The organism is Xanthomonas sp. NCPPB 1068 (genome assembly GCF_041479385.2).
Lineage (GTDB): Bacteria > Pseudomonadota > Gammaproteobacteria > Xanthomonadales > Xanthomonadaceae > Xanthomonas > Xanthomonas cannabis.
This window is the reverse complement of sequence record NZ_CM192986.1, coordinates 1,899,444-1,926,368: the sequence shown is the minus strand read 5'-3', so window position 1 is coordinate 1,926,368 and position 26,925 is coordinate 1,899,444. Positions and strand designations below refer to the sequence as shown.

Genomic DNA, 26,925 nt, shown 5'->3' with positions numbered 1-26,925 from the left:
GCACTGCAATGACTCTTCTTGGTTACACCCAGCGACCTATCCATGACGCCTGAACTCGGCCAGATCGCACTGATCCTGGCGTTACTGCTGTCGCTTGCCCAGGGCGTGTTGCCGCTGATCGGTGCCTGGCGCGGCAACGCTGCACTGATGGGCATTGCGCGCCCGGCCGCGCTTGGCCAGGCAGTGTTCGTGTGGATGGCCTTCGGGCTGCTCGCGTGGTCGTTGCTGTCGCTGGATTTTTCGGTGCAATACGTCGCCGCCAACGCCAACATCGCCCTGCCCTGGTACTACCGTTTCGCCGCGGTGTGGGGTGCGCATGAAGGCTCGCTGCTGCTGTGGATCGCCATCCTCGCCACCTGGACGGTGCTGCTGGCCGCCTTCAGCCGGCATCTGCCGCAGCACTTCGCCGCCCGCGTGCTGGCGGTGCTGGGGCTGGTGTCGGTGGGCTTCTTGGCCTTCATCCTGCTGACCTCCAATCCGTTCGGGCGGCTGTCGCCGATCCCGCTGGATGGCAACGAGCTCAATCCGGTGCTGCAGGACCCGGGCATGACCTTCCACCCGCCCGTGCTGTACACCGGCTACGTCGGCTTCTCGGTGGCGTTCGCGTTTGCGGTCGCCGCGCTGCTGGGCGGCGAGCTGGAACAGGCCTGGGTGCGTTGGGCGCGGCCGTGGACCAACGTGGCCTGGGCCTGCCTCACCGCTGGCATCGTCGCCGGCAGCTGGTGGGCATATGCGGAGCTGGGCTGGGGCGGCTGGTGGTTCTGGGACCCGGTGGAAAACGCCAGCTTCATGCCGTGGCTGGTCGGCACCGCGTTGATCCATACCCAGGCGGTCACCGAAAAACGCGGCAGCCTGCGCGCGTGGACCATCCTGCTGTCGATCCTGGCGTTTTCGTTCTCGCTGCTGGGTACCTTCCTGGTGCGCTCGGGCGTGCTGACCTCGGTGCACGCGTTCGCGGCCGACCCGCGCCGCGGCCTCTACATCCTGATCTTCCTGGTCGCGGTGGTCGGCGGCTCGTTGCTGCTGTACGCGCTGCGCGCGCCCAGGATCGCCAGCGGCAAACCGTTCGCTGCGGCCTCGCGCGAGACCGCGATCCTGATCGGCAATCTGCTGCTCACCGTGGCCGCCGCCATGGTGCTGCTGGGCACCTTGTTCCCGCTGATTGCCGATGCCTTCGGCCTGGGCAAGGTCTCGGTGGGGCCGCCCTACTTCGGCCTGTTGTTCCCGCTGTTGATGCTGCCGGTGGTGCTGTTGCTGCCGTTCGGCCCCTACCTGCGCTGGGGCCAGGCCGATGCCGCGCCATTGAAGGCGCTCGGCACCCGTGCCGGCACCGCGGCGATTGCCTGTGCACTGGTCGGCAGCATCGTTGCCGATGGACAGGCCAAGGCCATCGCCGGCATCGGCGTGGCGACGTGGGTGGCCGCCGGTACCGCGCTGTACGTTTACAAGCGCTGGCGCGAGCTGCCGCGCGGCCGGCGTTTCCCGGCTGAAATGGCCGGCATGCTGATCGCGCATGCCGGCGTGGCGGTCTTCGTTGCCGGCGTGCTGGTGTCCGAAAGCCTGTCGGTCGAACGCGACGTGCGCCTGGCACCTGGGCAAACCGCCGAGATCGCCGGCTACAGCTTCCGCTTCGACGGCGTGCAATTGATCGATGGTCCCAACTGGAAGGCCGAACAAGGCAGCGTGCAGGTCAGTCGCGATGGCCAGGTGGTGGCGCAACTGCATCCGCAAAAACGCCTGTACAGCAGCGAGCGCATCCAGACCGAATCGGCGATCGACCCCGGCATCACCCGCGACCTGTATGTCGCACTCGGCGAGCCGCTGGACGATCAACACATCGAATACGACTGGACGCTGCGGCTGTACTACAAGCCCTTTATCCGCTGGATCTGGGCCGGCGGCCTGCTGATGATGCTGGGCGGTTTCGTCAGCGCCTGCGCACGGCGCTTTCGTGCACCGGCCAGCGCCGCCAGGCCGGCCGCAGTACCCGCACACGATGGCCTGGTCATCGCGCAGGAGTCGCACCCGTGAATCGCATGCTGCCCCTGCTGGGGTTTTTGGTGGTGGCCGCCCTGTTCGGCTTCGGCATCTACTGGACGATGCAGCACAACCCGCGCGAGGTGCCCTCGCCGCTGATCGGCAAACCGGCCCCGGCGTTCTCGCTGCCGCAGCTGGATCAGCCCGCGCGGCACGTCACCCGTGACCAGCTGCTGGGCAAGCCGTACGTGCTCAACGTGTTCGGCAGCTGGTGCGCCGAGTGCGTGCACGAGCATCCGGTGCTGATGGCGCAGGCCCAACGCCTTGGCGTGCCGTTGATCGGCTACAACTACAAGGACGCGCCGGCCGATGCCACCGCCTGGCTTGCACGCCTGGGCAATCCGTATGCCGTGGTGCTTGCCGACGAAACCGGCCAGACCGCAATCGACTTCGGCGTCTACGGCGCACCGGAAAGTTTCCTGATCGATGCGCACGGCATGATCCGCTACAAGCACATCGGCGTGCTGACCCCGGATGTCATCAACGACGAGCTGCTGCCGGCCATCGCTGCGCTGCCCAGGGGGGCGCGGTGATCGGGTATTACCGCGGGCTGCAGGCGCATCGGCAGCAGCAGGCGCGGCAGCTGCGGCTGTTGCTGGTATTGCTGCTGGGCCTGCTGCTTGCGCCCGGTCTCCAGGCGCAGGCAGTGGACCCGCTGCCGTTCAAGAATGCCGCCGAACAAGCGCGCTATCAGCGGCTGACCGCGCAGCTGCGTTGCCTGGTGTGCCAGAACGAGAACCTGGCCGATTCCAACGCCAGCCTGGCGCGCGACCTGCGCCACCAAGTCTTTGCGCAGCTGCAGGCCGGCAGCAGCGATGCGCAGATCAAGCAGTACATGGTCGACCGCTATTCGGACTTCGTGCTGTACGACCCGCCGGTCAAGCGCGGCACCTGGTTGCTGTGGTTCGGGCCGGCACTGATGTTGGTCGCCGGCGCGGTGGTGGTGGCCCACACCATGCGCCAGCGCGCGCGCGCCGGCACCCCGGTGGCGCCGCGGCCGGAGGACGACTGGTGATGACAGGCTTCTATCTCGCAAGCGCCGCGCTGGTGCTCCTTGCGCTGCTGCTCTTGCTGCTGCCGCTGTTGCGCAAGCCCACGCGCCATGGCGCCGCGCACTACACGCTGCCGGTACTGCTGGCGCTGGGGCTGCCACTCGCCACTGCCGGGCTGTATCGGCTGGTGGGCACACCCGATGCGATCGCGCCGCGCATCGACGCCGCGCCGCCGCAGAGCACGCACACCGCCGTTGCCGCCCCCTCGCAGGCACAGGCCCCGGTTGCCGACGACGCGCAACTGCAGGCGCTCGGTGCATGGATGCAGCAGGCCAAGGATCACGAACAGAACAACCGCCCCGCCGAGGCACGCGACGCGTACGCACAGGCCCTGAAGCTTGCGCCGGACACCAGCGCGGCCATCGTCGGCTGGATTGCTGCCGACATGGCCACGCATGACGATTTTGCGATCGACGCGGCCGCACGCACGCGCCTGCAACAGGTAATCGTGCGCGAGCCGGACAACCAGCGCGGGCTGTGGCTGCTTGGCATCAGCGATTTCCAGCAGCACGACTACGCGGCCGCCACCACGCACTGGCGTCACCTGCACGGTTTGCTGGAGACCGGCTCGCCCATGCAGAAGGCGGTGGCAGACAAGATTGCCGTGGCACAAGCGCTGGCCACCGAGCGGCAATCCGGGCGCGCTGCGCGCTAGACCTCCACCGCGACATATCGCTCACGGCGGCCGGCTCGCGCGACGCGTCTCGCCCGCCACTGCCGCAAGCCTTACTGCGGCGCTCGTGTGTGCCGCGGAGCGCAGCAACACGACACCGCGATTGCGGTCACCGCCGCAGACCGGCAACAGCGCGCCGGGCTGCGCGCAGCGGGCTCACGGCGATGGCCCGAGCACCTCGTGCAATTTGCCGCTGAACTCGCCCAGCGTGAAAGGCTTGGCGATCATGCTCATGCCCTCGGCCAGAAACTCGCCACGGTCGCGCGCGGTTTCGGCGTAGCCGGTCATGAAGATCACCGGCAGATCGCGGCGCGACTGCCGCGCGATTTCCGCCAGCTGGCGGCCGTTGAGCCCGGGCAGGCCGACGTCGGTGACCAGCAGGTCGATCCGCCGTGGCGACGCCAGGATCGGCAACGCGGCATCGGCATCGGCCACCACCTCGGCCTGGTAGCCCAATTCGCCCAGCAACTCGGTCACCAGCAGGCGCACCTGTTCATCGTCCTCCACCACCAGCACCTGCTGCCCCTGCCCGGCTACCACCGCACCGCTCTGCGGCTCGGAGACCGCACCCGGCACGGACACCCCGGCCGGCAGGTACAGGCTGACCGTGGTGCCCGTGCCAATCTGCGACTCCACCCACACCTGCCCGTTGGACTGCTGCATGAAGCCGTAGATCATCGACATGCCCAGGCCGGTGCCCTGCCCGATCGGCTTGGTGGTGTAGAACGGCTCGAACACCCGCTCCAGCACATCGGTCGGCATGCCGGTGCCGGTGTCGGTGACCGACACCACCGCATAGTCGCCCGGCGCCAGGCTGATGCCACGGCCAAGCTCCAGCCCTTGCGCCTGGACCTGCAGATGCCGCGTGGCGATGCGCAACAACCCACCATCGGGCATCGCATCGCGTGCATTGATGGCCAGGTTGAGCAGCGCGCTTTCCAGCTGGTTTTCGTCGACGTAGGCCTGCGGCAACGCACTGCACAGATCGGTTTCCAGGCGCACCGATTCGCCCAGCGTGCGCGCCAGCAGATCCTGCAGCGACACCACCAGATCGTTCAATTGCAGATGCCGCGCTTCCAGCGATTGCCGGCGCGAAAACGCAAGCAGCCGCTGCGTCAACGCGGCCGCACGCAGCGCCGAGGCCGACGCCACATCCAGGAACCGCCCCAGCCCTTCGGTGCGCCCCTGATCGATGCGCAGGCGCGCCAGATCCAGCGCAGACAGGATGCCGGTCAGCATGTTGTTGAAATCGTGCGCGATGCCGCCGGTCAGCTGGCCCACCGCTTCCATCTTCTGCGCTTGGCGCAGCGCCGCCTCGCTGGACTCGCGCGCCTGCATCTGCTGCTGCAGCTCGGCCGTGCGCTCGGCGACCTTAGCCTCGAGCACGGTGGCTTGCTGCTGGATCGATTCCATCGCCAGCGCCCGCGCGGTGACATCGGTCGCGAACACATGGAACCCGTCCACCTGGCCGTCCGCATCGAAGCGCGGCATGTAGCGGATCTCGGCATCGCGGCGACGCCCATCGGCATGCGGCCAGCTGGTTTCCACCGTGAGCGCGCGCCCGGCCAGTGCCGCCTCGATCCACGCGCGACGCTCGGCCACCACCGCGGGCCCCACCACGTCCACCAGCGGCCGCCCGATCACATCCTGCGGCGGGATCCCGATCCAGTCTTCATACGAACGGTTGGCGAAGCGGTAGACCAGGTGCTTGTCGATGAACGCGATCAAGACCGGTAGGGCATCGGTGACGCGACGCAGCTCGGCTTCGCTGAGCGCCAGCGCCGCCCTGCTTTCGGCCAGCTGGGCCATCTGATCGCGGATCACGAACTGCTTCTGGCGCGAGCGCAGCGCAGTGGAAATCGCACTCAGCAACGACGACGAACTCAGTGGCCGCTCCAGCTCGATGACGTTGGTCATCTCCGGCGGCAGGCTTGCCCGCCGCCCGGCGTGGCTGCCGCGCGGCGCACGCAGCAGCACGAACGGGATGTCCGACCAGGCCGCCTGGGCCTGCAGGATCTGCTGCAGCTGTTGCAGATCGCCACCCACCGCCTCTTCGGTCAGGACCACCACACCGGAACTGTCGAGCAGGTCGCCGGCCAGCGCGGCCAGCGTGCCGTACTCCTTCTGGGTCAGCCCGTGCTCGCCGACGATGCCGGCGATGCTTTGGGCATCGCGGCCGAACGGCGCGATGATGTGAACGATCGAGCCGTCTGCCTCACAACTGGTCAAGGGGACGCCCCAGCAACGGCGCATCGTCTCCGACGAACTGCGGAGTGCCGGTCAGCACGCCATGGAATTTTTCCAGGGGCTCGCTCAGCTGCAAACCGCCCGTGCCGATCTGCAATTCGCGGATCGCGTCTTCGTGCGCGCCGCTGCGGTTCTTGATCACCGACAAGGCCTTGCGGATGCGGCCCTGCGCTTCGAAGAAGCGGAACAGGATGACGGTGTCGGCCATGTAGGACACATTGAGGTTGCCGGTAGACATCGTCCCCACCAGGCCATGCTGTGGATTGATCAGGAAGGTGGTCACGCCGCTCTGATTGAGATACGACAGCAGCTCGTGTATCTGCAACATCAACTGCTTTTCCTGCGGCATCGACGACAGGTACCCGTTGAGGCTGTCGATCACCAGCACACGGCAGTTGCGCTTTTCCACGCTTTCCCGCACGGCCCAGGCAAACTCGCCGGGTGTCAGTTCGGCCGGATCCATCTGATGCAGCTCCAGCAAACCCGACTGCAGATGCTTGCGTAAATCCATGCCCAGGCTTTGTGCACGCGTCAACAATGTGCCGGTGCGCTCATCGAACTCCAGCACGCAGCAGTGCTCGCCACGCTCGCAGGCCGCGTTGACATATTGCAACGCCACGTTGGTCTTGCCCGAGCCGGCCGGTCCGGTCAACAGCGTGCTGGTACCGCGCAGCGGGCCGCCATGCAGCAGCGCATCGATCCGCTCCACGCCACTGGACACCGCATCGCCAACGAAAGGCACGTGATGGTTGGAGGCAATCAAACGCGGATAGATATGCAAGCCACCGGTCGCGATCGTCAGATCGTGGTAGCCGGCGATGAAATTGACCCCGCGCAGCTTTTGCACCTGCATGCGCCGCCGCGCAGCACCGAAATCCAGTGTCATGCGCTCCAGCGAGACCACACCGTGGCAGAGGCTGTGCAGATGGGCATCGCGCTCGCCATGTTCACCGGTCAGGTCGTCCACCAGAAACACGGTGATATTACGTGGGGCAAAGAATTGCTTGAGCGCCAGCACTTGCCGCCGGTAGCGCAGCGAATCCTGCGCCAGCAATCGCAACTCGGACAAGGAATCGAACACCACGCGTGTGGGCTTGACCCGATCGACCTCGGCCTGGATGAGCTTGATCGTGCCATCCAGTTCCATTTCCCAGGGATGCAGGATGGACTGCTGACGTCCGTCGCCCAGGAACGCTTCGGCCGAGGCCAGCTCGAAAATATGCAGCGGCTCCAGCGACCACTCATGCGAGGCGGCCACTTCGGTGAGCTCGTCGATGGTTTCCGACAAGGTCACATACAGGCAGCTTTCGCCCCTGGCTGTGCCATCGAGCAGAAACTGCAAAGCCATCGTGGTCTTGCCGGAGCCCGGTTGGCCCTCGAGCAGATACAACCGGTTGGCGGGCAGGCCACCGCGGAGGATGGTGTCAAGCCCCGTCGTCCCGGTGGTAATACGGTTTGCGATCATCGGCTTCACGTTTTCCATGCCGCAGAATTTATCACGCGCCGGTGATACAGCCGCGTCAGGGACTGAATTGATCAGCTTGTTTGGCTTGACGTGCTGTGTGTTTTATCGCCCTTCTGCCGTGACACCGCTAACGTTTTACCGCCGGCGATGAATCGCACAAAAACTTGCTTGGATCTTGCCTGCCTGCGCCGCCGGCTTTGTGGCAACTCCGACACATCCGTCACGCACATGCGCATAGCGTGGGCAATGGAAGCGAACGCGCTGTTGCGATCGCTCGAGGACGGCAGTGAACGACGCATCAGGCAATGCACGCATTCTGTTGGTTGAAGACGACGATGCCATCCGTGCGATGGCCGCAGACATTCTGGGTGACGAGGGCTATCAGGTTGTTGTGTCCGCTGACGCCGAGCAGGCGATGCAGCAACTCACCACGGCGTGTCCGTTCGACTTGCTGCTCTCGGATATCTGCCTGCCCGGCATGAACGGACGCGACCTTGCCGACAATGCGCGGCGCCTGTATCCCGCGCTCCCGATCGTCTTCATGACCGGCTATGCCGGTGCGATTGCCAAGCGCGCGGACTTCCTGGACACCGGCATGCGCCTGCTGCCAAAACCATTTTCGTTACGCGACCTGTTGGGTATCGTCCAGAAAGCGTTGTAACGCGTCGCCGAGTGCCACGTGTAGCCGCTGCGCTTGAGCATACCCCAGTAGATTCCGGCGGCTTTGCTCCCGCTGCGCGGTGGAGAGCACAACGTCTGAAGCGCCTCGTCTCGCGGTCACGCCGTGTCTCCACGCGTGACCGCGCACCGCCCTGACTCACTACGGGCGCCGCTCCAGCAACTGCGCCACGCGCCGTTCCAGGTCAGCCGCCAGGAAGGGCTTGGTCAGCACTTCCATGCCGTCATCCAACTGCCCTGCGCCCACGGCCGCGGTCGCCGCGTAGCCGGTGACAAACAAGACTGGCAGCATCGGGCGATATTGCCGGCCCGCATCCGCCACCTGGCGCCCGTTCAGGCCGCCGGTCAGACCGACATCGGTTACCAGCACATCGATCGTTTCCGCTGACCGCAGGCGCTCCACTGCCGCGCTTCCCTCGGCCGTCTCGATGACCCGATACCCGGCGTCCGTGAGCACTTCGGAGATCAGCACACGGATCGCGGTTTCATCTTCGACCAGCAACACCGTGCAACTGTGCATCGTCGCCCGCTGCGGATCATCCTGCGTGGCCGGCCCTTCGTCATGCACCTGCTCGCCACTGAAGCGCGGCAGATACAGCGCCATGGTGGTGCCCACTCCAACGTCCGATTCGATACGCACATGCCCGCCGGATTGTCGGGTAAACCCATAGATCATCGACAAGCCCAACCCGGTGCCCTGACCGATGGGCTTGGTAGTGAAGAACGGCTCGAAAACCTTGGACATGATCTCTTCGCTCATGCCGGTGCCGGTGTCCTGCACGCTCAGGCACACATAGTCGCCGGGCGGCAAATCGAGCAGCTGGGCCGCAGCGTGATCCAGCGAGCGGTTATGCAGGCTGATGGTGAGCTCGCCACCATCGGGCATGGCATCGCGCGCATTGATGCACAGGTTGAGCAAGGCATTTTCCAGCTGCGGCGCATCCACCAGCACCTTCCAGGCGTCGGCCGCCGGAATCACCTGCAAACTGATCGACGGCCCCAGGGTGCGCGCGATGATCTCGCGCATGCCATGCACCAGTGCCTCCACTTCCAGTGCGCTGGGCGCCAGGGTCTGCCGACGCGAAAACGCCAGCAGACGCTGCGTCAACGCTGCCGCACGCGCGGCGCTGGTCTGTGCCATCTCCACGTAGCGTTCCAGCCGGTCGTATTTGCCCTGCTGCACGCGCGCTTGCAGCAGTTCCAGCCCCACCGTGATGGCGGTCAGCAGGTTGTTGAAATCATGCGCCAGGCCGCCCGTCAGCTGCCCAACGGCTTCCATCTTCTGGCTCTGGCGCAATTTTTCTTCGGCCAGCAGCAGTGCCGCGCTGCGCTCGCGCACGCGTTCTTCCAGGGTTTCGGTCAGCAGGCGCAATTGCTCTTCGGCCTGGCGTCTGTCGGTGACGTCCGATGCAGTGCCGAACCATTCTTCGATCGCGCCGTGCGCATCCAGCAGCGGCACTGCACGCAGCAGGGTCCAGCGCACGCGCTGGCTGGCATCCAGCACCCGCAGCTCCAGCTCCAACCCAGATTTGTCGGCGATCGCGGCACCAATGGCGCTCGACAACAGCGCGTGATCGTCCGGGTAGACCCAGTCCTGTTGCCAGCGCGCGTTCGCCGGCAGGCTGTCGTTGAGCAGCCCGTCGCGCACGTGCTGGCGCAATGCACTCCAGTCGGCAGCCGCAGAGAAGATCGATTGCGACGAGGCGCGCACCAGCGCATCCAGGCGACGCTCGCTCCTGATCAAGGCTTCGCTGGCCAGACGCTCGGCAGTACGGTCGCGCAGGACCTTGACGAAACCGATCGCCGTGCCGGTTTCTTCGCGCAACACCATCAACGACCCAGTGGCCCAGAACAGCTCGCCGGTCTTGCGCACGTGCCAGCGTTCGTCCATGCCGCTGCCGCTTTCCAGGGCGGCGGCAGCTTCGATGAGGATCTGCCGCTTTTCCACGTCTTCCGGTGTGAACGTGCGCTCCAGCGATTGCCCGAGCATCTCGCTCTCGCTCCACCCCAGAATGCGGCGTGCGCCCTCGTTCCACGAGGTCACCCGGCCGCGCATGTCGGTGGCGATGATCGCGTAGTCCATGACGCTGTCCAGGATCTGCCGGTTGCGCACTTCGGCCTCGCGCACCGCGCGTTCCAGGCTGATGCGGTCGGTAATGTCCAGCCCCTGCACAAAGATGCCCGACACCGTGCCGTCGGCACCGGCGATCGGTTGATAGACCAGATCCAGCAGCCGGCGCTCGGTCGGCCCGCCCGGCACGGCCTGCACGTCGTAGGCGAGCGCCGTGGCCGAATACGCACGTCCGGACTGAAACACCTCATCCAGCCGCGCCAGATGCCCTTGCGCCACCACGTCCGGCAACGCCTCGGCCAACGGGCGGCCGATCACGTCGCGGTGACCGATCAGCCGCGAGTAACACGGATTGACGAACTCGACGACATGCTGCGGCCCGCTCAAGAACGCCATGAACATCGGCGCCTGCTCGAACAGGCGGATCAGGCGTTCGTGCTCGTCGGCCAACCGCGCCTGCGCCACCTTGCGTGCGGTCACCTCGTTGGTCACGCAGAACGCGCCACCCACGCTGCCATCGTCGAGATAGATCGGCGAGAACGAGAACGTCCACCAGGTGTCTTCGGGCGTGCCATAACGGTTCATCGCGATCGGCACTTCTTCGAAGCGCGACGCGCGCCCGGCAAACGCCGCCTCGATCGGCGCACGCACGGCATCCCAGGCATCGGCCCACAACTCGCGCAGCGGCGCACCCAATGCCTGTGCCTGGCGCGACCCCAGGATCGGCGTATAGGCATCGTTGTAGAAGAACGTCAGCGCCTGCCCCCAGACCACATACATGCTTTCGGGCGAGGCGAGCATCAGATCGACGGTATTTCGTAACGGCAACGGCCACTGCGCGGGCAGCCCCAGTGGCGTGCCGCTCCAGTCATGGGCACGGACCGCCTGTGCCATCGCGCTATCGCCATGCGGGAATGCCGCGCTCATGCAGCGCACGACCATGGCGCGCCATTGCGCGCGCCGCACCGCGCAAGTGCAGCACTACGGGGGGCCAGGTGACCTGTCGACCATGGAAGCATCGTTGTGACCATCGGGAAGACTCAGGAATCGGCGCGTGGGTGACAGGCGACACCCACGCCGGGCGCCTATCATCTTGCCTGCGACCGACGCCGTCCAGCGGACGGGCGACATGCCACTGAATCTATTACCTGCCAGCTCGGCAGTGGTTGTTCGCCGGCTGCCGCGCTCCGGCCGGGAGTGGATGGAGACAGGCCCACTTGGCAGAACGGGCTTACACGGCGGGCATGACGCCTGCGCCGGACGATGCGGGTCATGCCAGCTCCGCTCCGGGCTTGGCTCGGGCGTCGCGTGCCCACGCATCGCCAACGCCATCCGGGCGAGCCGGCTGGCGGCTCGACGCCGCCCCGGACGCAGCAACCGCACCTGAATCCTCCGGGCTGCAAAGTTCAGTTCTCCTGGCCGAGGCCGCTAACGAATAGGTCGAGACACACCCAACGCAGCGGCCTTGCGCTGCCCACGGCCGTATCGCGCCTTTCGCCTCGCCATTGCCGCGGGGACCCCTGCCATCCCGCTGTCGGATCACCGATCGAACCCTATGCATCTCCTTTCGAATCTGCGCATTGGTCAGCGCCTGGCGCTCGGCTTTCTGTCCATCATCGTGCTGATGGTGATCCTGACCGTGGTTGGCATCCAGCGCGTACGAAGCATCGACCAGCAACTGACCGCCATCAACGAGGTCAATAGCGTCAAGCAGCGTTACGCCATCAACTTTCGCGGCAGCGTGCATGATCGCGCGATCGCCTTGCGCGATGTTGTCCTGATGGACGCGCCGGCCGACCGCCACGCGGCCGAGCAATTGATCGACAAGCTCGCCGCCGACTACGCGCGTTCCGCGCAACCGCTCGACGACATGATCGCGGCTTCGACCGACGCAAAAGAAAAAGCCATCCTTCAGCAGATCAAGTCCATCGAGCAGCGCACCATGCCGCTGATCACGCAGGTGCGCTCGTTCCGCGATGCATCGGACCGGTTGCACGCCGAGCAACAATTGCTGCAGCAAGCACGCCCGGCCTTCATCGACTGGCTGGCCAGCATCAACGCCTTCATCGACCTGCAGGAAGCCAAGAACCGCGCAGCGGCCAAGCAAGCCGTCGCCACCGCGCGTGGCTTTGCGATGTTGATGGTGATCTCCACCGTCGTCGCGCTGCTACTCGGCGCAACCATTGCCTTCCTGCTCACCCGCAGCGTGGTGCTGCCGCTGCGTCAGTCGCTACAGCTGGCCCAACGCATCAACGAAGGCGACCTGCGCAGCCAGGACGCCCCGACCGGCAGCGACGAATCCGGCCAACTGCTGCGCGCCATGCAGCACATGCAGCATCGCCTGCAGGACGTGATCTCCGCACAACGCACCATGGCATCGCGCCACGATGCCGGCGAGATCAGCTATCGCACCGATGCGCAGCGCTTCCCCGGCGAGTACGGCCACATGGTGCAGGACACCAACGCATTGGTGCACGCACATGTGCAGACGCAGTTGCGCATGACCGAGGTCATGGGCCGCTATGCAGTCGGCGACCTGGCTCCGGAGATCGAACAGTATCCCGGCGAAAAGGCCGCCATCACCGCCACCATGCAGCAGGTCAAGCAGAACCTGCGCGCGATCAACGCGCAGATCCACGCCCTGACCCAGGCTGCCTGCGCGGGCGACTTCGCACTTCGCGGCCAGCCGGACAAGTTCGAACACGATTTCCGCCTGATGGTGGAGAACCTCAACACCATGATGGCCACCTCCGACACCAACCTGGCCAAGTTCTCCGAACTGCTGCGCGCCATCGCCGACGGCGACCTGACCGTGCGCATGTCCGGCAACTTCCACGGCGTGTTTGCGTCCATGCGCGACGACGCCAACAGCACCGTGCACCGCCTCACCGATATCGTGACGCGCATCCAGACCACGTCCAACAGCATCGGATTCGCCGCCGAAGACATCACCGGTGGCAACCAGGAACTGACCCGTCGCAGCGAACAGCAGGCAGCCAGCCTGGAAGAAACCGCCGCCTCGATGGAAGAGCTGACCTCCACCGTCAAGCAGAACGCCGAGCATGCAGGCCGCGCCAACCAGCTCGCGCTCGGCGCGGCCACCATCGCCTCGCAAGGTCGCGATGTGGTCGGCCAGGTCATCGAGCAGATGTCCGGTATCGAAGCCTCCTCCAAACGCATCGCCGACATCATTTCCGTCATCGACGGCATTGCCTTCCAGACCAACATTCTGGCGTTGAACGCCGCTGTCGAAGCCGCGCGCGCGGGCGAACAAGGCCGCGGTTTTGCGGTGGTCGCGTCGGAAGTGCGCACGCTCTCGCACCGCTCATCGGATGCAGCGAAGGAGATCAAACGCCTGATCGACGATTCCGTACAGCGCGTGGCCGATGGCGCGACCCTGGTGCACCAGGCCGGCACCACCATGGGCGAAGTCGTCACCAGCGTCCAGCATGTCACCGACATCATCGGACATATTTCCGCCGCCTCGCAGGAACAGGCCGGCGGCATCGAACAGGTCAACCACACCATCGCCCAGATGGACGAAACCACCCAGCAAAACGTGCGCCTCGTCGAAGCCGCCAGCACCGCTGCGCATGCGTTGGAGGAGCACTCCACGCAACTCACCCGCGCAGTGGAAGTCTTCAAGGTCAATGCAACGGTGCTGTGAGCCCGCATGATCGCGTTCAACGCGCAAGCAACGGTTGCGGGCACCGTCTCGGCATCGACGTAACCACAGGCGCCTACTCGGCAGAAAACAGACCGATCTGCCGCGGCGGATAGATCAGATCGCTCCCAACCGGGCGCGCATCGGCATTCAGCTGGTGCGGCTGCGCCGTGGTTTCGCCAAGGATGTGCAGCACCTGCCACCCTCGGTGCAGCAACAGATCTGCAATCAAACGGCGATGGCACTGCCACCATAGCGCTTCGGCACACATCAGCGCGGTACGCCGCTCCCGTGCCATGGCCGTCGCCCGCTCCAGTCCGGCAGCGAACTCGGCACTGGTCATGTGGTCGGCATAGCCCTGAAACGCCGCGTTGCGCCACCCGCCATTCGGCGATCCCGGCTGCGCCTTGCGACGGCCACCCAGCTCGGGCAGCCACAGATACCGCACCGATACGGCATCCAGTGCCTGCGCCATCGTGTCGCTGGCAAACCAGGGGTAGCGGCGCGAACCCGGAAAACGCCGCACATCCACCAGTGCCTCAATCCCATGCGCGCTCAGCAGCGCAACGAACGCCTCCCAGGTCCTGGTGGAGTGACCGACCGTCCAGACTGTTTTGCCCGCATCGCCCGCCGTCTGCTGCGAACGCGCGTTGGTGTTGATCAAGGGTGAGGTGTCATGCATCGCGGCAGTGGATTGAAGGAGTGCTAGTACAGCACTATCACCGCAAGCGACCATGCCAGGTGATGCCCGCGCGGCCCGACTGCCGTGCGCAGTGCGGGCCCGCCTGATTCACACGCGTGCCATTCCTCGCACTCCGGAAGAACGCTGCTTGCTTCAAATCGCCCTGGAAGCGTTAGTCCAGCGCTGCGAGTGGCGGCAACATAACCACCTGCGGTGAACGGTTGACGGGGCTGCTGAGCGATCAGCCTGATGAGAAGTAGCCGCCACGGAAACCATAGCGCTGCGCATGGGATGGAAGATGGGACGACAGCGGACCTTGCAAAAGAAGTCCATCGCCTCAGCAACTTGTGGCAGCGTGTGGCGGAGAGAGTGGGATTCGAACCCACGGAAGGTTTGACCCTTCGCCGGTTTTCAAGACCGGTGCCTTAAACCGCTCGGCCATCTCTCCGATGCTGCTGCGCGTGACCGCCGAAGGCATCGGCTGTCACGCTATAGCGACCCGCACTGCGCGGGTGGCGCCTGACGGTGGCCGCAGGGACATCTTGTGCGGATCCACAATCCCCGGAACGCTCCCGGGCGCGCATTCTCGCATGCCCTGGCGCGTTTTGCTTGGTGGCACCACTCGCTTCTGGCTGGCACAGCGTCGTGCGGCGCTACTCGTGGCCGGCCGCTGCATGTCGTGGTCGGCGGAATGCACCCAAGCATGGATGCGGCCTGCCGAACGTCTGCAGCGAAACCACTGCCGAGCAGCTCGCTGGCTGCCAACCAACTTGCCAGCCAGCCGCGGCGGCCAGACGCAGTCCTCAGCCGGCCTTGGCCACGACCGCTCAGCCAGCCTCGGCCACCACCAAGCGCGGCGCGGTGCCGGCGGCACGCTTGAGCTTTTCCGCCAGCTCGGCGCAGTTGCCGCCGCAGTCCAGGCGCGAGCGTTCGATTTCCTGCGGCAGGTGCTCGGCCAGGAAGTCGATGAACACGCGCACCGCCGGCAGCAGGCCGCGGCGCGAGGCAAACACCGCATGGCAGATGCCCTGCGGCAGCGACCAGTGCGGCAGCACCACCTCCAGTTCGCCGCTGCGCACCGCTTCGGCGCACACGGTCTCCGGCAGCATGGTGATGCCGAAGCCGTCGCGCGCCATCGATTGCAGCAGCGGGAAGTCGAAGCCGGCCAGGCGCGGCTGCAGGTCCACGCGGCGCATCTCGCCGTTGGGCCCATGCAGCTCCCAGCGCTGGTGCGCTTCGTCCTCGCTGGTGCTCATGGTGGTGTGGTTGGCCAGCTCGCTCGGGTCCTTGGGACGGCCGGCACGGTCCAGGTACTTCGGGCTGGCCACTAGCAGCTCCTGCACCTGGCCGAAGCTGCGCATCACCAGACTGCCGTCGTCGTCCAGGCGCGAACGCACACGCAGGGCAATGTCGTAGCCCTCGTTGATCACATCGACGCGGCGGTTGCTGATGTTGAGCTGCAGCCGCACCTTGGGGTACTTGGCCAGAAATTCCGGCAGCAGCTTGGGCAACTGAATCTGCGCGAGCGAGACAGGAACGCTCACACGTACAAGACCGCGCGGCTCGGCGCTGAGACGATCCACCACCTCGCGCGCGGCCTGGGCCTCGGCCAGCATGGTCTGGGCATGCCGGTGAACGCTGGTGCCGACGTCGGTAACCGCGAAGCGGCGTGTGGAGCGCTGCAGCAGGCGCACGCCCAGGTCGGTTTCAAGCTGGCTGATACGCCGGCTCAGGCGCGACTTGGGGATACCAAGCGCACGCTCGGCCGCGGCAAAGCCGCCGTGGTCCACCACCATCGCGAAGTAGTACAGGTCATTCAGGTCGTGCATGGCGCAGGTATCCATGGATAGAACGATAAGTGATATTTAACCACCTTTATCCCAACAGGGCAACGACCTAGTCTGCGCATCTCCGCGGCGCTGCCGCTTGCCACAGGTCTTCGCCATGAAGCTGCTTCACATCGACTCCAGCGCCCTGGGCGCCAATTCCGTCAGCCGGGAACTCAGTGCCGCCGCCGTTGCGCAGCAGCAGCGGCTGCACCCCGGGCTGCAGGTGACGTACCGCGATCTGGATCAGGAGCCAATCCCCCACCTCAGCGGCAGGTCGTTGGCGCAGGCGGACGCCGCCGAAGCGGCCGTGGCCGAGCAGGCGATGCAGCAGTTCCTGGAGGCCGATGTCATCGTGATCGGCGCACCGATGTACAACTTCGGCATCCCTTCCACGCTCAAGGCATGGATCGACCGCATCGCGGTTGCTGGGCGTACCTTCCGCTACACCGCATCCGGCCCGGAAGGCCTGGCCGGCGGCAAGCGCGTCATCGTCGCCAGCGCGCGCGGCGGCATCTACCCCGACCCGACCAATGATTTCCAGGAGCCCTACCTGCGTCAGCTGTTCGGCTTCCTGGGCGTGGACGATGTCAGCTTTGTACGCGCCGAAGGCCTGGCCTATTCGCCGCAGCACCGCAGCGACGCGATTGCGCAGGCGCTGGCTGGCCTGCAGCAGGCGGCAGGCGCAGTGGCATAAGCGCGCGGCACCAAACGCAGGCCAGTGCCTCGCCCGTACCGCAAGAGCGATAGCCACGTGCTGGGTGGGCGCAACGCGCTGCAATCCTGAGCGTGCTGCGTCATCCCGGTGACTCGCGCCAGGCACTACGCCATACGACCAGCCAGCCGCGTACAACGCGAAACGGGGCCACTGCTGGCCCCGTTTGCGTGTTGAAACTGCACCCTTAGCCCGCAAGAGACACTGCACTTGCTCGTGCAAATGCGTACGTGCTGCCGATCCAACGACCACTCCAGACTGCGCGCGTGTATGCCGAGATCACTCGACATCCCTCCACCGCTGCACAGCGCTCGCCGGCTGCACCGGCCACGCCGACGTCAAGCGATCTTTTCCATCCCACCCATATACGGGCGCAACACCTGCGGCACATCGATCGAGCCGTCGGCGTTCTGGTAGTTCTCCATCACCGCAATCATGGCGCGGCCCACTGCGGTGCCGGAGCCATTGAGCGTGTGCAGCAATTCCGGCTTGCCGCTGGCCGGGTTGCGCCAGCGTGCCTGCATGCGCCGCGCCTGGAAATCGCCGCAATTGGAACACGAGGAGATTTCACGATAGGTGTTCTGCGACGGCAGCCAGACCTCCAGGTCGTAGGTCTTGATCGCCGAAAAGCCCATGTCGCCGGTACACAGCAGTACCTTGCGATAGGGCAGGCCGAGTTGTTCCAGCACCACCTCGGCACAGCGCGTCATGCGCTGGTGTTCGGCATCGCTGTCTTCCGGCGCGCAGGCCGTCACCAGCTCCACCTTCTCGAACTGGTGCTGGCGAATCATGCCGCGCGTATCACGACCACCGCTGCCGGCCTCGGCACGGAAGCACATCGAATGCGCCGTCATGCGCAGCGGCAGGCGCTCGGCATCGATGATCTCGTCGCGCACGATATTGGTCAGCGGCACTTCCGAGGTGGGGATCAGATAGCGGCGCGACTCACCCACTTCGGTCTGGAACAAATCGTCTTCGAACTTCGGCAGCTGCCCGGTGCCGCGCATCGAATCGGCATTGACCAGCAGCGGCACGTTGGTTTCTTCGTAGCCGTGCGCACCCACATGCAGGTCCAGCATGAACTGCGCCAGTGCGCGATGCAGGCGCGCGATCGGCCCGCGCAGCACGGTGAAGCGCGCGCCCGACAACTTGGCCGCCGTCTCGCCATCCAGCCAGCCGTGCGGCGCGCCAAGTTCCACATGGTCCTTGACCGCAAAGTCGAACTGCCGCGGCGTGCCCCAGCGCGACTGCTCGACGTTGTCGCCTTCGTCCTTGCCCAGCGGCACGTCGCTTGCCGGCAGATTGGGCAACCCCAACGCAATGGTGTCGAGCTTGGCGCGAATCGCATCCAGCGCCTCTTCCGACGCCTTGAGCTCATCGCCGAACCCAGCCACTTCGGCCATCAGCGCGGCGACATCCTCGCCTTTCGCCTTGGCCTGCCCGATCGCCTTGGACTTGGCATTGCGCTGGCTCTGCAGTTCCTGCGTACGCACCTGGATGCGCTTGCGCTCGCTTTCCAGCGACTCCAGTTCCGCGGTGTCCAGCGAGAAACTGCGGGTGCTGCGCAGGCGCTCGGCAAGGTCGGCGGGATGTTGGCGAAGCAGGGCCGGATCTAGCATCGGAAGTCTGTGTGTCGGTGGGGAGCGCGGGATTATCGCCTGTTCCGCCACCTGCTGCGATCGATTCACCGGGGCTATGCAAGAATTATGGCGATCCTTCAGGTGAGCCCTATGCCCGCGCCCCGCCCTGCGTCCGACCGCCAGATCGTTTTGCGCCTGCCCCGCCACACGCTGAAAATTGCCGGTATCGCGTTCGCTGCCGGCCTGCTGCTGTTCCTGTTGGTGTGGGCGACCGGCCGCAAGGACGATTTCTACAAGGCCTCCCCCACCCAACCGAGCGCCGGCACGCCGGCGGCGGACGACGCCATTCAACCGCTGCCAGCGCCGCTGCCCGCCCAGGATGGCGCCAGCGACATGCCACAGGCCAAGCCGCAGGAAGAAGCGCCCACGTTGGTCGACACCGCGCCGGCGGCTCCGCCCGCGCCCGCGCCACTCCCGGAAGAGGCCGTCCCCGGTGCACCAGGAACAGCAGCGCCGGCCCCGGCCCCGGTGGCCGGCGGCAACCGCCCGGTGCCGATCCAGGGCCAGATGCCGCCGCCGCGCTATCCCTCCGCTGCGTTGCGCCGTGGCGATGCGGGCGATGTGGTGGTGCGCGTGGACGTAGATGCCGCCGGCAATCCCGGCGGCGTCACCCTGGTGCAGCGCAGTGGTTCGCGGGATCTGGACCGCGCAGCGATGGAAGCGGTCCGCCACTGGCGCTTCCACCCGGCACAGCGCAATGGCCAGCCGGTGGCCGGCAGCCTGGATGTTCCGTTCGAGTTCAAGCCTGGTCAGTAAGCGCCACTGACGGCAGCGCTGATCGGCATCGCCCGGTGCTGCTGATCGGGAGGACGACAGCCGTCGATATGCACTGATCGAGCCCGTACACGGCCATCGATTCGCCCGGATGCAACGGCCGCCACCATCACTAAACTGAACATCTGCACGCCGGCAACCGCCGTCAGGCCCCGCGCCTTAGCTGCGCCTCAGGCAGTGCCGACCAGACTGGCCGCGTCATCCCAAAGATGCGCCAGGAGGTCGGCCATGTCCTTCATCTCGAACCCTTCAACGCCCCAGGCGCCAGCGATGTCGCGCGGCGCTCCGCCTGTTACGGGCCGGGGGCCGGATGCGGCAGACGATGGCGCCTCGCCATGGCTGTGGGCGACGCTGCTGGCTCTGCTGGTGGTGATTCCTGCTTGGTGGTGGAACCGGCATGGCGACGAGTCGTTTGCGACCGATACCGGCCCCGCTCCCGTCGCGAGCCGCCAGATTCTGCCCAGTGCCGATGGCCCCCGCGCGATGACGATGGTGGCGCATGCACCGGCACGCGCGGCCACCACCAGCATCGAGGCCGAACCGTTACCCGGCAATGCAATGCCCAGCTATCCCGCCGAACTGGCGCGCGCCGGCATCCAGGGCAGCCGTACCGTGCGCCTGCAGCTGGATGTGCAGGGCCGGGTGCGCGAGGTAGTCATTGTCGAACGCACCGGCAGCAACGACCCGCGCCTGGATGCGGCGGTGACCGACAGCCTGCGCCAGTGGCGCTTCGCGCCGGCCACGCGTGATGGCCATGCCGTGATCAGCAGCGTGCAGGTGCCGGTGGACTTCAGCGCAGCGCGCTGAGCCCGAAACCGGCATCCCGCGCCAGGGTGTCGAAACCCGGGAACGAGGTCGCGACATTCGCTACATCGTTCACCTGCACGCTGCCGGTGGACAGCTGGCCGGCGATGGCGAACGCCATGGCGATGCGGTGGTCGCCATGGCTTTCGATCACGCCGCTGCCAATGCTGCCGCCGTGGATGGTCGCGCCATCCGGCGTTTCATCGACCTGCACGCCCAAGGTGCGCAGGCCAGTGGCCATGGCCGCCAGCCGATCCGATTCCTTGACCCGCAATTCGGCAGCGCCGGTGACCACGGTCTGCCCGCTTGCCGCAGCCGCAGCCACGAACAAGGCCGGAAACTCGTCGATCATGTCCGGCACCAGCGCTTCGGGAATGTGCGCGCCCTGCAACGGCGCGTAACGCACGCGCAGGTCGGCTACCGGTTCGCCGCCGTGTTCGGCATGACGTTCTTCGGTGATGTCGGCGCCCATCAGGCGCAATGCCGCCAGCAGCCCGGTGCGCCGCGGGTTCAATCCCACCGCGCGCAATATGACCTCCGAGCCGGGGACGATGCTGGCAGCCACGATGAAGAACGCCGCCGACGAAAAGTCGGCAGGCACCGCGATATCGGTGGCGCGCAGTCGCTGGCCGCCACGCAGACGCGCGGTGCCGGGAGCGAAATCGATCTCCACGCCGAACGCCGACAACATCCGCTCGGTGTAGTCGCGTGTGGGATGCGGCTCGGTCACCGAGGTCTCACCCTGTGCGTACAGGCCGGCCAGCAGCACCGCCGACTTGACCTGGGCGCTGGCCACCGGCGAAACGAATGCAATGCCCTGCAATGTCTGGCCACCGTACACCCGCAGCGGCGGCGTGCCGTCATCCTGGGTGTCGATCCTGGCGCCCATCTGCGCCAACGGGCCGGTCACCCGCCGCATCGGCCGCTTGGACAACGAGTCATCACCGACCAGCACGCTGTCGAAGCGCTGCGCGGCAAGCACGCCGGCCAGCAGACGCATGCCGGTGCCGGCATTGCCGCAGTCCAGCGCCTCGGACGGCGGCTGCAAGCCATCCACACCGACGCCATGCACGATGCGCTGCGACGCCGATGGCGTTTCGATACGCACACCGAGCTTGGCGAAAATGGCCGCGGTGGAGCGCGTGTCTTCACCTTCGAGGAAGCCGTCGATCTGCGAGACGCCATCGGCGAGCGCAGCAAACATCACCGCACGGTGCGAGACCGACTTGTCGCCGGGAATGGCCAAGGTGCCACGCAAGGCGCTGCCTTGCCGGGCGATCCAGTGTTGCGTGCTGTTGCTCATGCGAATGATCCGAATGCTGCGCATCGCCACAGGCGGTGGCGATGCGCTTTGAAAGAGGGGCCGCGTTGCCGACACCAACGCAACGCGCCGATGGCTGCGGCTGTTCGTGCGCCTAGGGAATCGCGACCGGATACGACCCCAGCACCTTGATCTGTGCCGAATGCGCTTCCAGCTCGGCGAGTGCCTGCTTCATCGCCTCGTCTTCCACATGGCCGACCAGATCGATGAAGAAGCCGTACTCCCACTTGGCCTGATGCGAGGGCCGCGACTCGATGCGGTTCATGCTGATGCCGTGGCGTGCGAACGGGCTGAGCACATCGAACAACGCACCCGGCTTGTCATGGATGAACACCAGCACCGAGGTGCGGTCGTGCCCGGACGAGGGAAAGATCTGCCGGCCGATCACCAGGAAGCGCGTGGTGTTGTCGTCGTCGTCTTCGATCGACTTCATGATGACCTTCTTCAGGCCATACACGTGCGCCGCGCTCTCGCCGCCGATCGCCGCAGCGTCTTCGGCGTTACGCGCGCGCCGTGCACCCTCGGCGTTGCTGGAAACCGCAATCTTCTCCACCTTGGGCAGATGCGACCGCAACCAGCCGGCGGTCTGCGCGAAGGACTGCGAATGCGCATAGATGCGCTCGATGTCGTCCAGCCGGCCGTTGCGCGAGAGCAGATACTGATGCACGCGCAGTTCGACTTCGCCGCAGATTTTCAGGTTGGAGGTCAGGAACATGTCCAGCGTGACCTGGATGGTGCCCTGCCCGGAGTTCTCCACCGGCACCACGCCGAAATCGGCATTGCCGGCTTCCACTTCCTGGAACACTTCCTCGATGGTCGCCATCGGCAGACCCACCGCCGAGCGCCCGAAATGCTTGAGCACGGCCTGCTGGCTGAAGGTGCCTTCCGGCCCCAGGTAACCGATCTTCAATGGCTCCTGCTGGGCCAGACACGCAGACATGATTTCGCGATACACGTGCACCAGCACTTCGTCGCTGAGCGGGCCCTCGTTGCGGTCCACCACCATGCGCAGCACCTGCGCTTCGCGCTCGGGGCGGTAATAGTCCACCGCCGCTGCCAGTTTGCCCTTGGCCTTGCCGACCTGGTGCGCGAAGTTGGCGCGCTCGGCGATCAATGCCTGGATGTTGCGGTCGATCTCGTCGATCTTGGCGCGCACATCGGCCAGCACCGGTGCGGCCGCGACAGGCTTGGCGACGGATTTGGCAGCCACCTTGGCAGGTTTGCTGCCGGGCGCACGCGCAGACGTGTCGGCAGACCTGCTCGCCGGGCTGTGTTTGCCGCCATTGGCGGCCTTGGGCTTGTTGGACTTGGGTGCCATCGCTGGGCATTCCTTGAAAAGACGGCGCACGCGCCTGCGCGGCATGCGCCGCGGTCGAAGTTGGACTCAGCCGTGACGCTGCTGGAAGTCGTGCATGAAGGCCACCAGTGCCTGCGCACCGGCCACCGGCATCGCGTTGTACAGCGATGCACGGATACCGCCGACGGCTTTGTGGCCCTTCAACGCAAGCAACCCGGCGGCCTTGGATTCGCTCACGAACAACGCATCCAGCTGCTCGTCCGGCAGGAAGAACGGGATGTTCATGCGCGAGCGCACCGCCGGTGTGACCAGGTTGCGATAGAAGCCGCCGGAACGATCGATGGCCGCATACACCAGGCCGGCCTTTTCCGCGTTGCGCCGCGCAAATTCGGTCACCCCGCCCTGCTCCAGCATCCACTTCACGGTCAGCCCGAGCAGATACCAGTTCCAGGTTGGCGGCGTGTTGAGCATCGAATCGCGTGCCGCATGCGAGGCGTAATTGAAGATGTCGGCGCGCGGCTGCCCGGCGCGCTCGAGCAGGTCGCGCCGCACAATCAGCACCGAAATCCCCACCGGCCCCAGGTTCTTCTGCGCACCGGCATAGATCAGCCCGTAACGCGAGATATCCAGCGGCTCGGACGCAATGGATGAACTGAAATCGGCAAACAACGGCAGTGTGCCCACATCCGGTGTCTCACGGAATTCGACACCGTGGATGGTTTCGTTGGCGGTGATGTGCACATAGGCCGAGTGCGGCGACAAGGTCCAGCTGGCTACCGGCGGAATCTCGGTAAAACCGCCCGCCTGTGCATCGGCGGCAATGCGTGCGTCCACGTAAGGTGCCGCCTGCTTGATCGCGGTCTTGCCCCAGTGGCCGCTGATCACATAGTCGGCCGCCTGGCCGGGCGCGGCAAAGTTCAGCGGCAGCAGCGCCTGGATCGTGGTCGCGCCACCGGCCGTGAACAGCACCGCATAGTCGTCAGGGATCGACAGCAAGGTGCGCAGATCGGCTTCGGCCGCGGCCGCGACCGCCATGAAATCCGCGCTGCGATGGCTGATTTCAACGATCGAGGCACCAACGCCGTTCCACTCGACCATCTCCGCCTGCGCCTGCCGCAGGACCGATTCCGGCAATGTCGCAGGGCCGGCACTGAAATTGAACGCGCGTGTCATGGCACACCTTGTCGAGCTAGCCTTCTAGTATGCCGCAGCGCATCGGCCTTGGCAGCGGGCAAAAAAGTTGCAGCTGCATCCTTTTGACTGAGCCTGACGTAACGTGGTGACAGCCGCGGGACGAACTTCTGCCCCGGTCGGCTACTCTCACGCTGCAGCCATTGCCGGAGCCTGCCATGTCGTTTCGCACTGCTTTCAACCTGCCGTCCAGCGAGATCACCGATGAGGCCGTTTACCGCGACCGTCGTCGGCTGCTGCAACTGCTTGCGCTGACGCCGGCACTGGGCGTGGCCGGCTGCGCCGAGGCCGACCCGCCGCCACCGCCCAAGACGGTGGTGACCCCGGCGCAGGCGCGCAGCGGATTTCGCACCGCCGAGGAGTTGACCAAGCTGGAAGATGTCACCAGCTACAACAATTTCTACGAATTCGGTACCGACAAGACCGACCCGTCGAAGGCCGCCAAGACACTGAAGCTGTCGCCGTGGTCGGTGAACGTGGGCGGCGAATGCGAAAAGCCCGGCAGCCTGTCGCTGGATGAACTGCTCAAGGGCGTCACGCCGGAAGAGCGCATCTACCGGCTGCGTTGCGTGGAAGGCTGGTCGATGGTGATCCCGTGGACCGGCGTGCCACTGGGCGAGGTGCTCAAGCGTTTCGCGCCGACCTCCAAGGCCAAGTATGTGGCGTTCACCACGCTGGCCGACCCGCAGCAGATGCCGGGTGTGCGCTATCGCTCGATCAACTGGCCGTATCGCGAGGGCCTCCGGATCGATGAAGCGATGCACCCGCTGACCTTGCTGGCCACCGGCCTGTACGGCAAGCCGTTGCCACAGCAGAACGGTGCGCCGCTGCGCCTGGTGGTGCCGTGGAAGTACGGCTTCAAGAGCATCAAGTCGATCGTGGAAATCCGCTTCGTCGAGAAGATGCCCGAGACCGCCTGGCACGATCTGCAACCCTCCGAATACGGCTTCTTTTCCAACGTCAACCCGGCGGTGGATCATCCGCGCTGGAGCCAGAAGACCGAGCGCCGCATCGCCGGCACTGCCAGCAAGCTGTTTGCCAAACGCATCGCGACCAAGCCGTTCAATGGCTATGCCGATCAGGTGGCGTCGTTGTACGCAGGCATGGATCTGAAGAAGTGGTTCTAGGCAACACGCACTCCGGTATCGACAGGTCGTAGGAGCGCACCCGGGCGCGACAGGCCTTACCGGTAAGGCCCGTCGCGCCTGGGTGCGCTCCTACGCTTCATGCCCACGCGGCGTCCCCTTCTTCGAGATGGCATGGCCAAGACCTCCATTGCATTGATCGCCGCAAAGACTGCGGTACACGTTGCCGCACTGGCGCCGATGGCGCTGCTCTGTTGGCAATTCTGGCAGGTGTGGCAGAACGGCAGCGATGCACTGGGCGCCGATCCGGTGGCCGAGATCGAGCACCGCACCGGCCTGTGGGCATTACGGTTTCTTCTGCTCACGCTGGCGCTCACGCCGTTGCGCCAGCTCACCGGCCAGGCGGTGGTGATCCGCTTCCGCCGCATGCTGGGGCTCTACGCGTTCTTCTACGCCAGCGTGCATCTGCTGGTGTACCTGACCCTGGACCTGCGCGGCTTCTGGACGCAGATCTTCGAAGAGATTCTCAAGCGTCCCTACATCACGGTGGGATTTGCGGCCTGGCTGCTGTTGCTGCCGCTGGCGATCACCTCGACCCAGGGCTGGATGCGCCGGCTCAAGCGCAACTGGGGCCGCCTGCACCAGCTGATCTATCCGATCGGCGTGCTGGCGGTGCTGCATTTCTGGTGGCTGGTGAAGTCCGACATCCGCGAACCGGCACTGTATGCCGGCATCCTGGCCGTGCTGCTGGGCTGGCGGCTCTGGAAAAAGCTCAGCGCGCGCCGAACCACAGCAGGGCGCTCAGCGCCGCCGCCAGCAACACCGCGCTGAGCAGCAGCCAGGGCCAGCGTGCGACCTTCATCGGTGCGCGCGCCGGCGCGGCGGTGGCACGCGGCGGCGGCGGCGGTTCGGAATCGGGAATGTCCCAGGTGGTGCCGTGATGGATGCGCGGGACTTCCACCACGAAGCGGTGACGCGCATCGAACACGACCTGGTCGCCGGCCTGCAACCAACCATCGCGCACCTGCACGCCATTGATCCAGCTGCCCTCTTCCGACCCCAGGTCGCGCATCAGCACGCGGTCGCCATGGCGTTCCAGGCGCGCGTGCTGGGCGGCGAACGCCGGGTCGTCGATGACGATGTCCGACGCGGGGTCGCTGCCGACCAGGCGTGAGCGGTCCAGGGTGAAGCTGCGTCCGTGGTGACGCCCGCCCAACCCGCGCAGCAGCAGGCAGACTTCGCTCAGGCCGGCATTGTCCTCCGGCGCATCGTTGGCCGGCGCGCTCGACGGCGCGCTGCGCAACAGCATCTCCACACCGTCGGCGTAGATCGCATCGCCGGGACGCAGCAAGGCCATGCGCCGCACAGGGCGTCCGTTGACGTGGATGCCGCGGATGCCATTGGCCACCTGCAGCCACAGGCCACGCTGGTCCAGGCAGAACTGCGCCAACAGCAGCGCACCCTGCGCATCGGCGACCACCCGCACGCTGCCGGAGGCATGACGGACGATCCGGTGGACGCCGGGCGTGAGGGAATGATCCGGCTGCTGCCGGTGGGTGAAATGAACTTGCAGGTCGCGCACCCGCCGCAGCCTAGCAGGTTTGCCGCCAGCAGCGGCCAACCCGGCATCTTGCACACCGCCGGAGGGCGGCGTCAGGCTGTTGTGCAGCGAGACGTACGCGCCGGAAATGCGCGCATCGGCA

At 65.9% G+C, this 26,925-nt stretch carries 21 protein-coding genes and 1 tRNA gene; 11 read left to right on the top strand and 11 right to left on the bottom strand.

Features of this window, described 5'->3' with window-relative positions; translation table 11 throughout:
• Positions 1 to 42: 42 nt before the first annotated feature.
• From ACCQ12_RS08305 to ACCQ12_RS08290, 4 genes are read left to right on the top strand one after another with little or no spacing between them, the layout of a single operon-like run.
• Positions 43 to 2,031 carry a heme lyase CcmF/NrfE family subunit gene (locus ACCQ12_RS08305; RefSeq protein WP_372383359.1) on the top strand — a complete coding sequence of 663 codons (1,989 nt, stop codon included), beginning with the start codon at positions 43 to 45 and terminating at the stop codon, positions 2,029 to 2,031.
• A complete protein-coding gene (locus ACCQ12_RS08300) occupies positions 2,028 to 2,570 on the top strand; it encodes a DsbE family thiol:disulfide interchange protein (RefSeq protein WP_166778334.1) in 543 nt (180 codons plus the stop codon). The genes ACCQ12_RS08305 and ACCQ12_RS08300 overlap by 4 nt, the downstream gene beginning before the upstream one ends.
• A complete protein-coding gene (locus tag ACCQ12_RS08295; RefSeq protein ID WP_372383358.1) occupies positions 2,567 to 3,052 on the top strand; it encodes a cytochrome c-type biogenesis protein in 486 nt (161 codons plus the stop codon). The genes ACCQ12_RS08300 and ACCQ12_RS08295 overlap by 4 nt, the downstream gene beginning before the upstream one ends.
• On the top strand, positions 3,052 to 3,744 hold the full coding sequence (locus ACCQ12_RS08290; protein WP_506191671.1) for a tetratricopeptide repeat protein: 693 nt from the start codon (positions 3,052 to 3,054) through the stop codon (positions 3,742 to 3,744). The genes ACCQ12_RS08295 and ACCQ12_RS08290 overlap by 1 nt, the downstream gene beginning before the upstream one ends.
• Positions 3,745 to 3,918: 174 nt before the next feature.
• On the opposite strand, the gene ACCQ12_RS08285 is transcribed toward ACCQ12_RS08290, so the two are convergent.
• Positions 3,919 to 5,991, bottom strand: a complete 2,073-nt coding sequence (locus tag ACCQ12_RS08285) for a PAS domain-containing protein (protein ID WP_372383357.1) — start codon at positions 5,989 to 5,991, stop codon at positions 3,919 to 3,921.
• Positions 5,978 to 7,492 carry an ATPase domain-containing protein gene (locus tag ACCQ12_RS08280; RefSeq protein WP_372383356.1) on the bottom strand — a complete coding sequence of 505 codons (1,515 nt, stop codon included), beginning with the start codon at positions 7,490 to 7,492 and terminating at the stop codon, positions 5,978 to 5,980. Before ACCQ12_RS08280 ends, ACCQ12_RS08285 begins: the two co-directional genes overlap by 14 nt.
• A 298-nt stretch (positions 7,493 to 7,790) precedes the next feature.
• Here ACCQ12_RS08280 and ACCQ12_RS08275 point away from each other — a divergent pair, with 298 nt between their 5' ends.
• Positions 7,791 to 8,135 (top strand): response regulator, encoded by a 345-nt coding sequence (locus ACCQ12_RS08275; protein ID WP_039409498.1) that lies wholly within the window; start codon positions 7,791 to 7,793, stop codon positions 8,133 to 8,135.
• Between the two features lie 159 nt (positions 8,136 to 8,294).
• Here ACCQ12_RS08275 and ACCQ12_RS08270 read toward each other — a convergent pair whose 3' ends face one another.
• Positions 8,295 to 11,150 (bottom strand): hybrid sensor histidine kinase/response regulator, encoded by a 2,856-nt coding sequence (locus ACCQ12_RS08270; protein ID WP_372383355.1) that lies wholly within the window; start codon positions 11,148 to 11,150, stop codon positions 8,295 to 8,297.
• Between the two features lie 628 nt (positions 11,151 to 11,778).
• Here ACCQ12_RS08270 and ACCQ12_RS08265 point away from each other — a divergent pair.
• Positions 11,779 to 13,890: a methyl-accepting chemotaxis protein gene (locus ACCQ12_RS08265; protein WP_372383354.1), complete on the top strand. Its 2,112-nt coding sequence runs from the start codon at positions 11,779 to 11,781 to the stop codon at positions 13,888 to 13,890.
• Positions 13,891 to 13,963: 73 nt separating this feature from the next.
• On the opposite strand, the gene ACCQ12_RS08260 is transcribed toward ACCQ12_RS08265, so the two are convergent.
• From ACCQ12_RS08260 to ACCQ12_RS08250, 3 genes are all read right to left on the bottom strand, one after another.
• Positions 13,964 to 14,569 carry a DUF488 domain-containing protein gene (locus ACCQ12_RS08260; protein WP_372383353.1) on the bottom strand — a complete coding sequence of 202 codons (606 nt, stop codon included), beginning with the start codon at positions 14,567 to 14,569 and terminating at the stop codon, positions 13,964 to 13,966.
• A 358-nt stretch (positions 14,570 to 14,927) separates the two neighbouring features.
• Positions 14,928 to 15,017: transfer RNA gene (locus ACCQ12_RS08255), tRNA-Ser, on the bottom strand.
• Positions 15,018 to 15,396: 379 nt separating this feature from the next.
• Entirely contained in the window at positions 15,397 to 16,413 is a 1,017-nt protein-coding gene (locus ACCQ12_RS08250; protein WP_003485786.1) for a LysR family transcriptional regulator, read from the bottom strand.
• 100 nt (positions 16,414 to 16,513) lie between these two features.
• Between ACCQ12_RS08250 and ACCQ12_RS08245 the strand changes: the two genes are divergently transcribed.
• Positions 16,514 to 17,092 (top strand): FMN-dependent NADH-azoreductase, encoded by a 579-nt coding sequence (locus ACCQ12_RS08245; protein ID WP_372383352.1) that lies wholly within the window; start codon positions 16,514 to 16,516, stop codon positions 17,090 to 17,092.
• Between the two features lie 356 nt (positions 17,093 to 17,448).
• On the opposite strand, the gene serS is transcribed toward ACCQ12_RS08245, so the two are convergent.
• Entirely contained in the window at positions 17,449 to 18,729 is a 1,281-nt protein-coding gene (gene serS, locus ACCQ12_RS08240; RefSeq protein WP_372383351.1) for a serine--tRNA ligase, read from the bottom strand.
• Positions 18,730 to 18,840: 111 nt separating this feature from the next.
• Between serS and ACCQ12_RS08235 the strand changes: the two genes are divergently transcribed.
• Both ACCQ12_RS08235 and ACCQ12_RS08230 read left to right on the top strand, forming a co-directional pair.
• Positions 18,841 to 19,506, top strand: a complete 666-nt coding sequence (locus ACCQ12_RS08235; protein ID WP_355608545.1) for an energy transducer TonB — start codon at positions 18,841 to 18,843, stop codon at positions 19,504 to 19,506.
• Between the two features lie 357 nt (positions 19,507 to 19,863).
• A complete protein-coding gene (locus ACCQ12_RS08230) occupies positions 19,864 to 20,331 on the top strand; it encodes an energy transducer TonB (RefSeq protein ID WP_372383579.1) in 468 nt (155 codons plus the stop codon).
• Here the strand turns inward: ACCQ12_RS08230 and aroA are convergent.
• From aroA to serC, 3 genes are all read right to left on the bottom strand, one after another.
• Positions 20,315 to 21,631 carry a 3-phosphoshikimate 1-carboxyvinyltransferase gene (gene aroA / locus ACCQ12_RS08225; protein ID WP_372383350.1) on the bottom strand — a complete coding sequence of 439 codons (1,317 nt, stop codon included), beginning with the start codon at positions 21,629 to 21,631 and terminating at the stop codon, positions 20,315 to 20,317. The genes ACCQ12_RS08230 and aroA overlap by 17 nt on opposite strands.
• A gap of 112 nt (positions 21,632 to 21,743) precedes the next feature.
• On the bottom strand, positions 21,744 to 22,967 hold the full coding sequence (pheA, locus tag ACCQ12_RS08220) for a prephenate dehydratase (protein WP_372383349.1): 1,224 nt from the start codon (positions 22,965 to 22,967) through the stop codon (positions 21,744 to 21,746).
• Positions 22,968 to 23,033: 66 nt separating this feature from the next.
• Complete coding sequence (serC, locus tag ACCQ12_RS08215) at positions 23,034 to 24,119, bottom strand: 3-phosphoserine/phosphohydroxythreonine transaminase (RefSeq protein WP_184374136.1); 1,086 nt, start codon at positions 24,117 to 24,119, stop codon at positions 23,034 to 23,036.
• Between the two features lie 176 nt (positions 24,120 to 24,295).
• Here serC and msrP point away from each other — a divergent pair, with 176 nt between their 5' ends.
• A complete protein-coding gene (gene msrP / locus ACCQ12_RS08210) occupies positions 24,296 to 25,264 on the top strand; it encodes a protein-methionine-sulfoxide reductase catalytic subunit MsrP (RefSeq protein ID WP_372383348.1) in 969 nt (322 codons plus the stop codon).
• Between the two features lie 132 nt (positions 25,265 to 25,396).
• On the top strand, positions 25,397 to 26,053 hold the full coding sequence (gene msrQ, locus ACCQ12_RS08205) for a protein-methionine-sulfoxide reductase heme-binding subunit MsrQ (protein WP_184385203.1): 657 nt from the start codon (positions 25,397 to 25,399) through the stop codon (positions 26,051 to 26,053).
• Here msrQ and ACCQ12_RS08200 read toward each other — a convergent pair.
• A complete protein-coding gene (locus ACCQ12_RS08200) occupies positions 25,995 to 26,804 on the bottom strand; it encodes an FHA domain-containing protein (protein WP_166743192.1) in 810 nt (269 codons plus the stop codon). The two genes, msrQ and ACCQ12_RS08200, sit on opposite strands and share 59 nt — an antisense overlap.
• Positions 26,805 to 26,925: the final 121 nt, after the last annotated feature.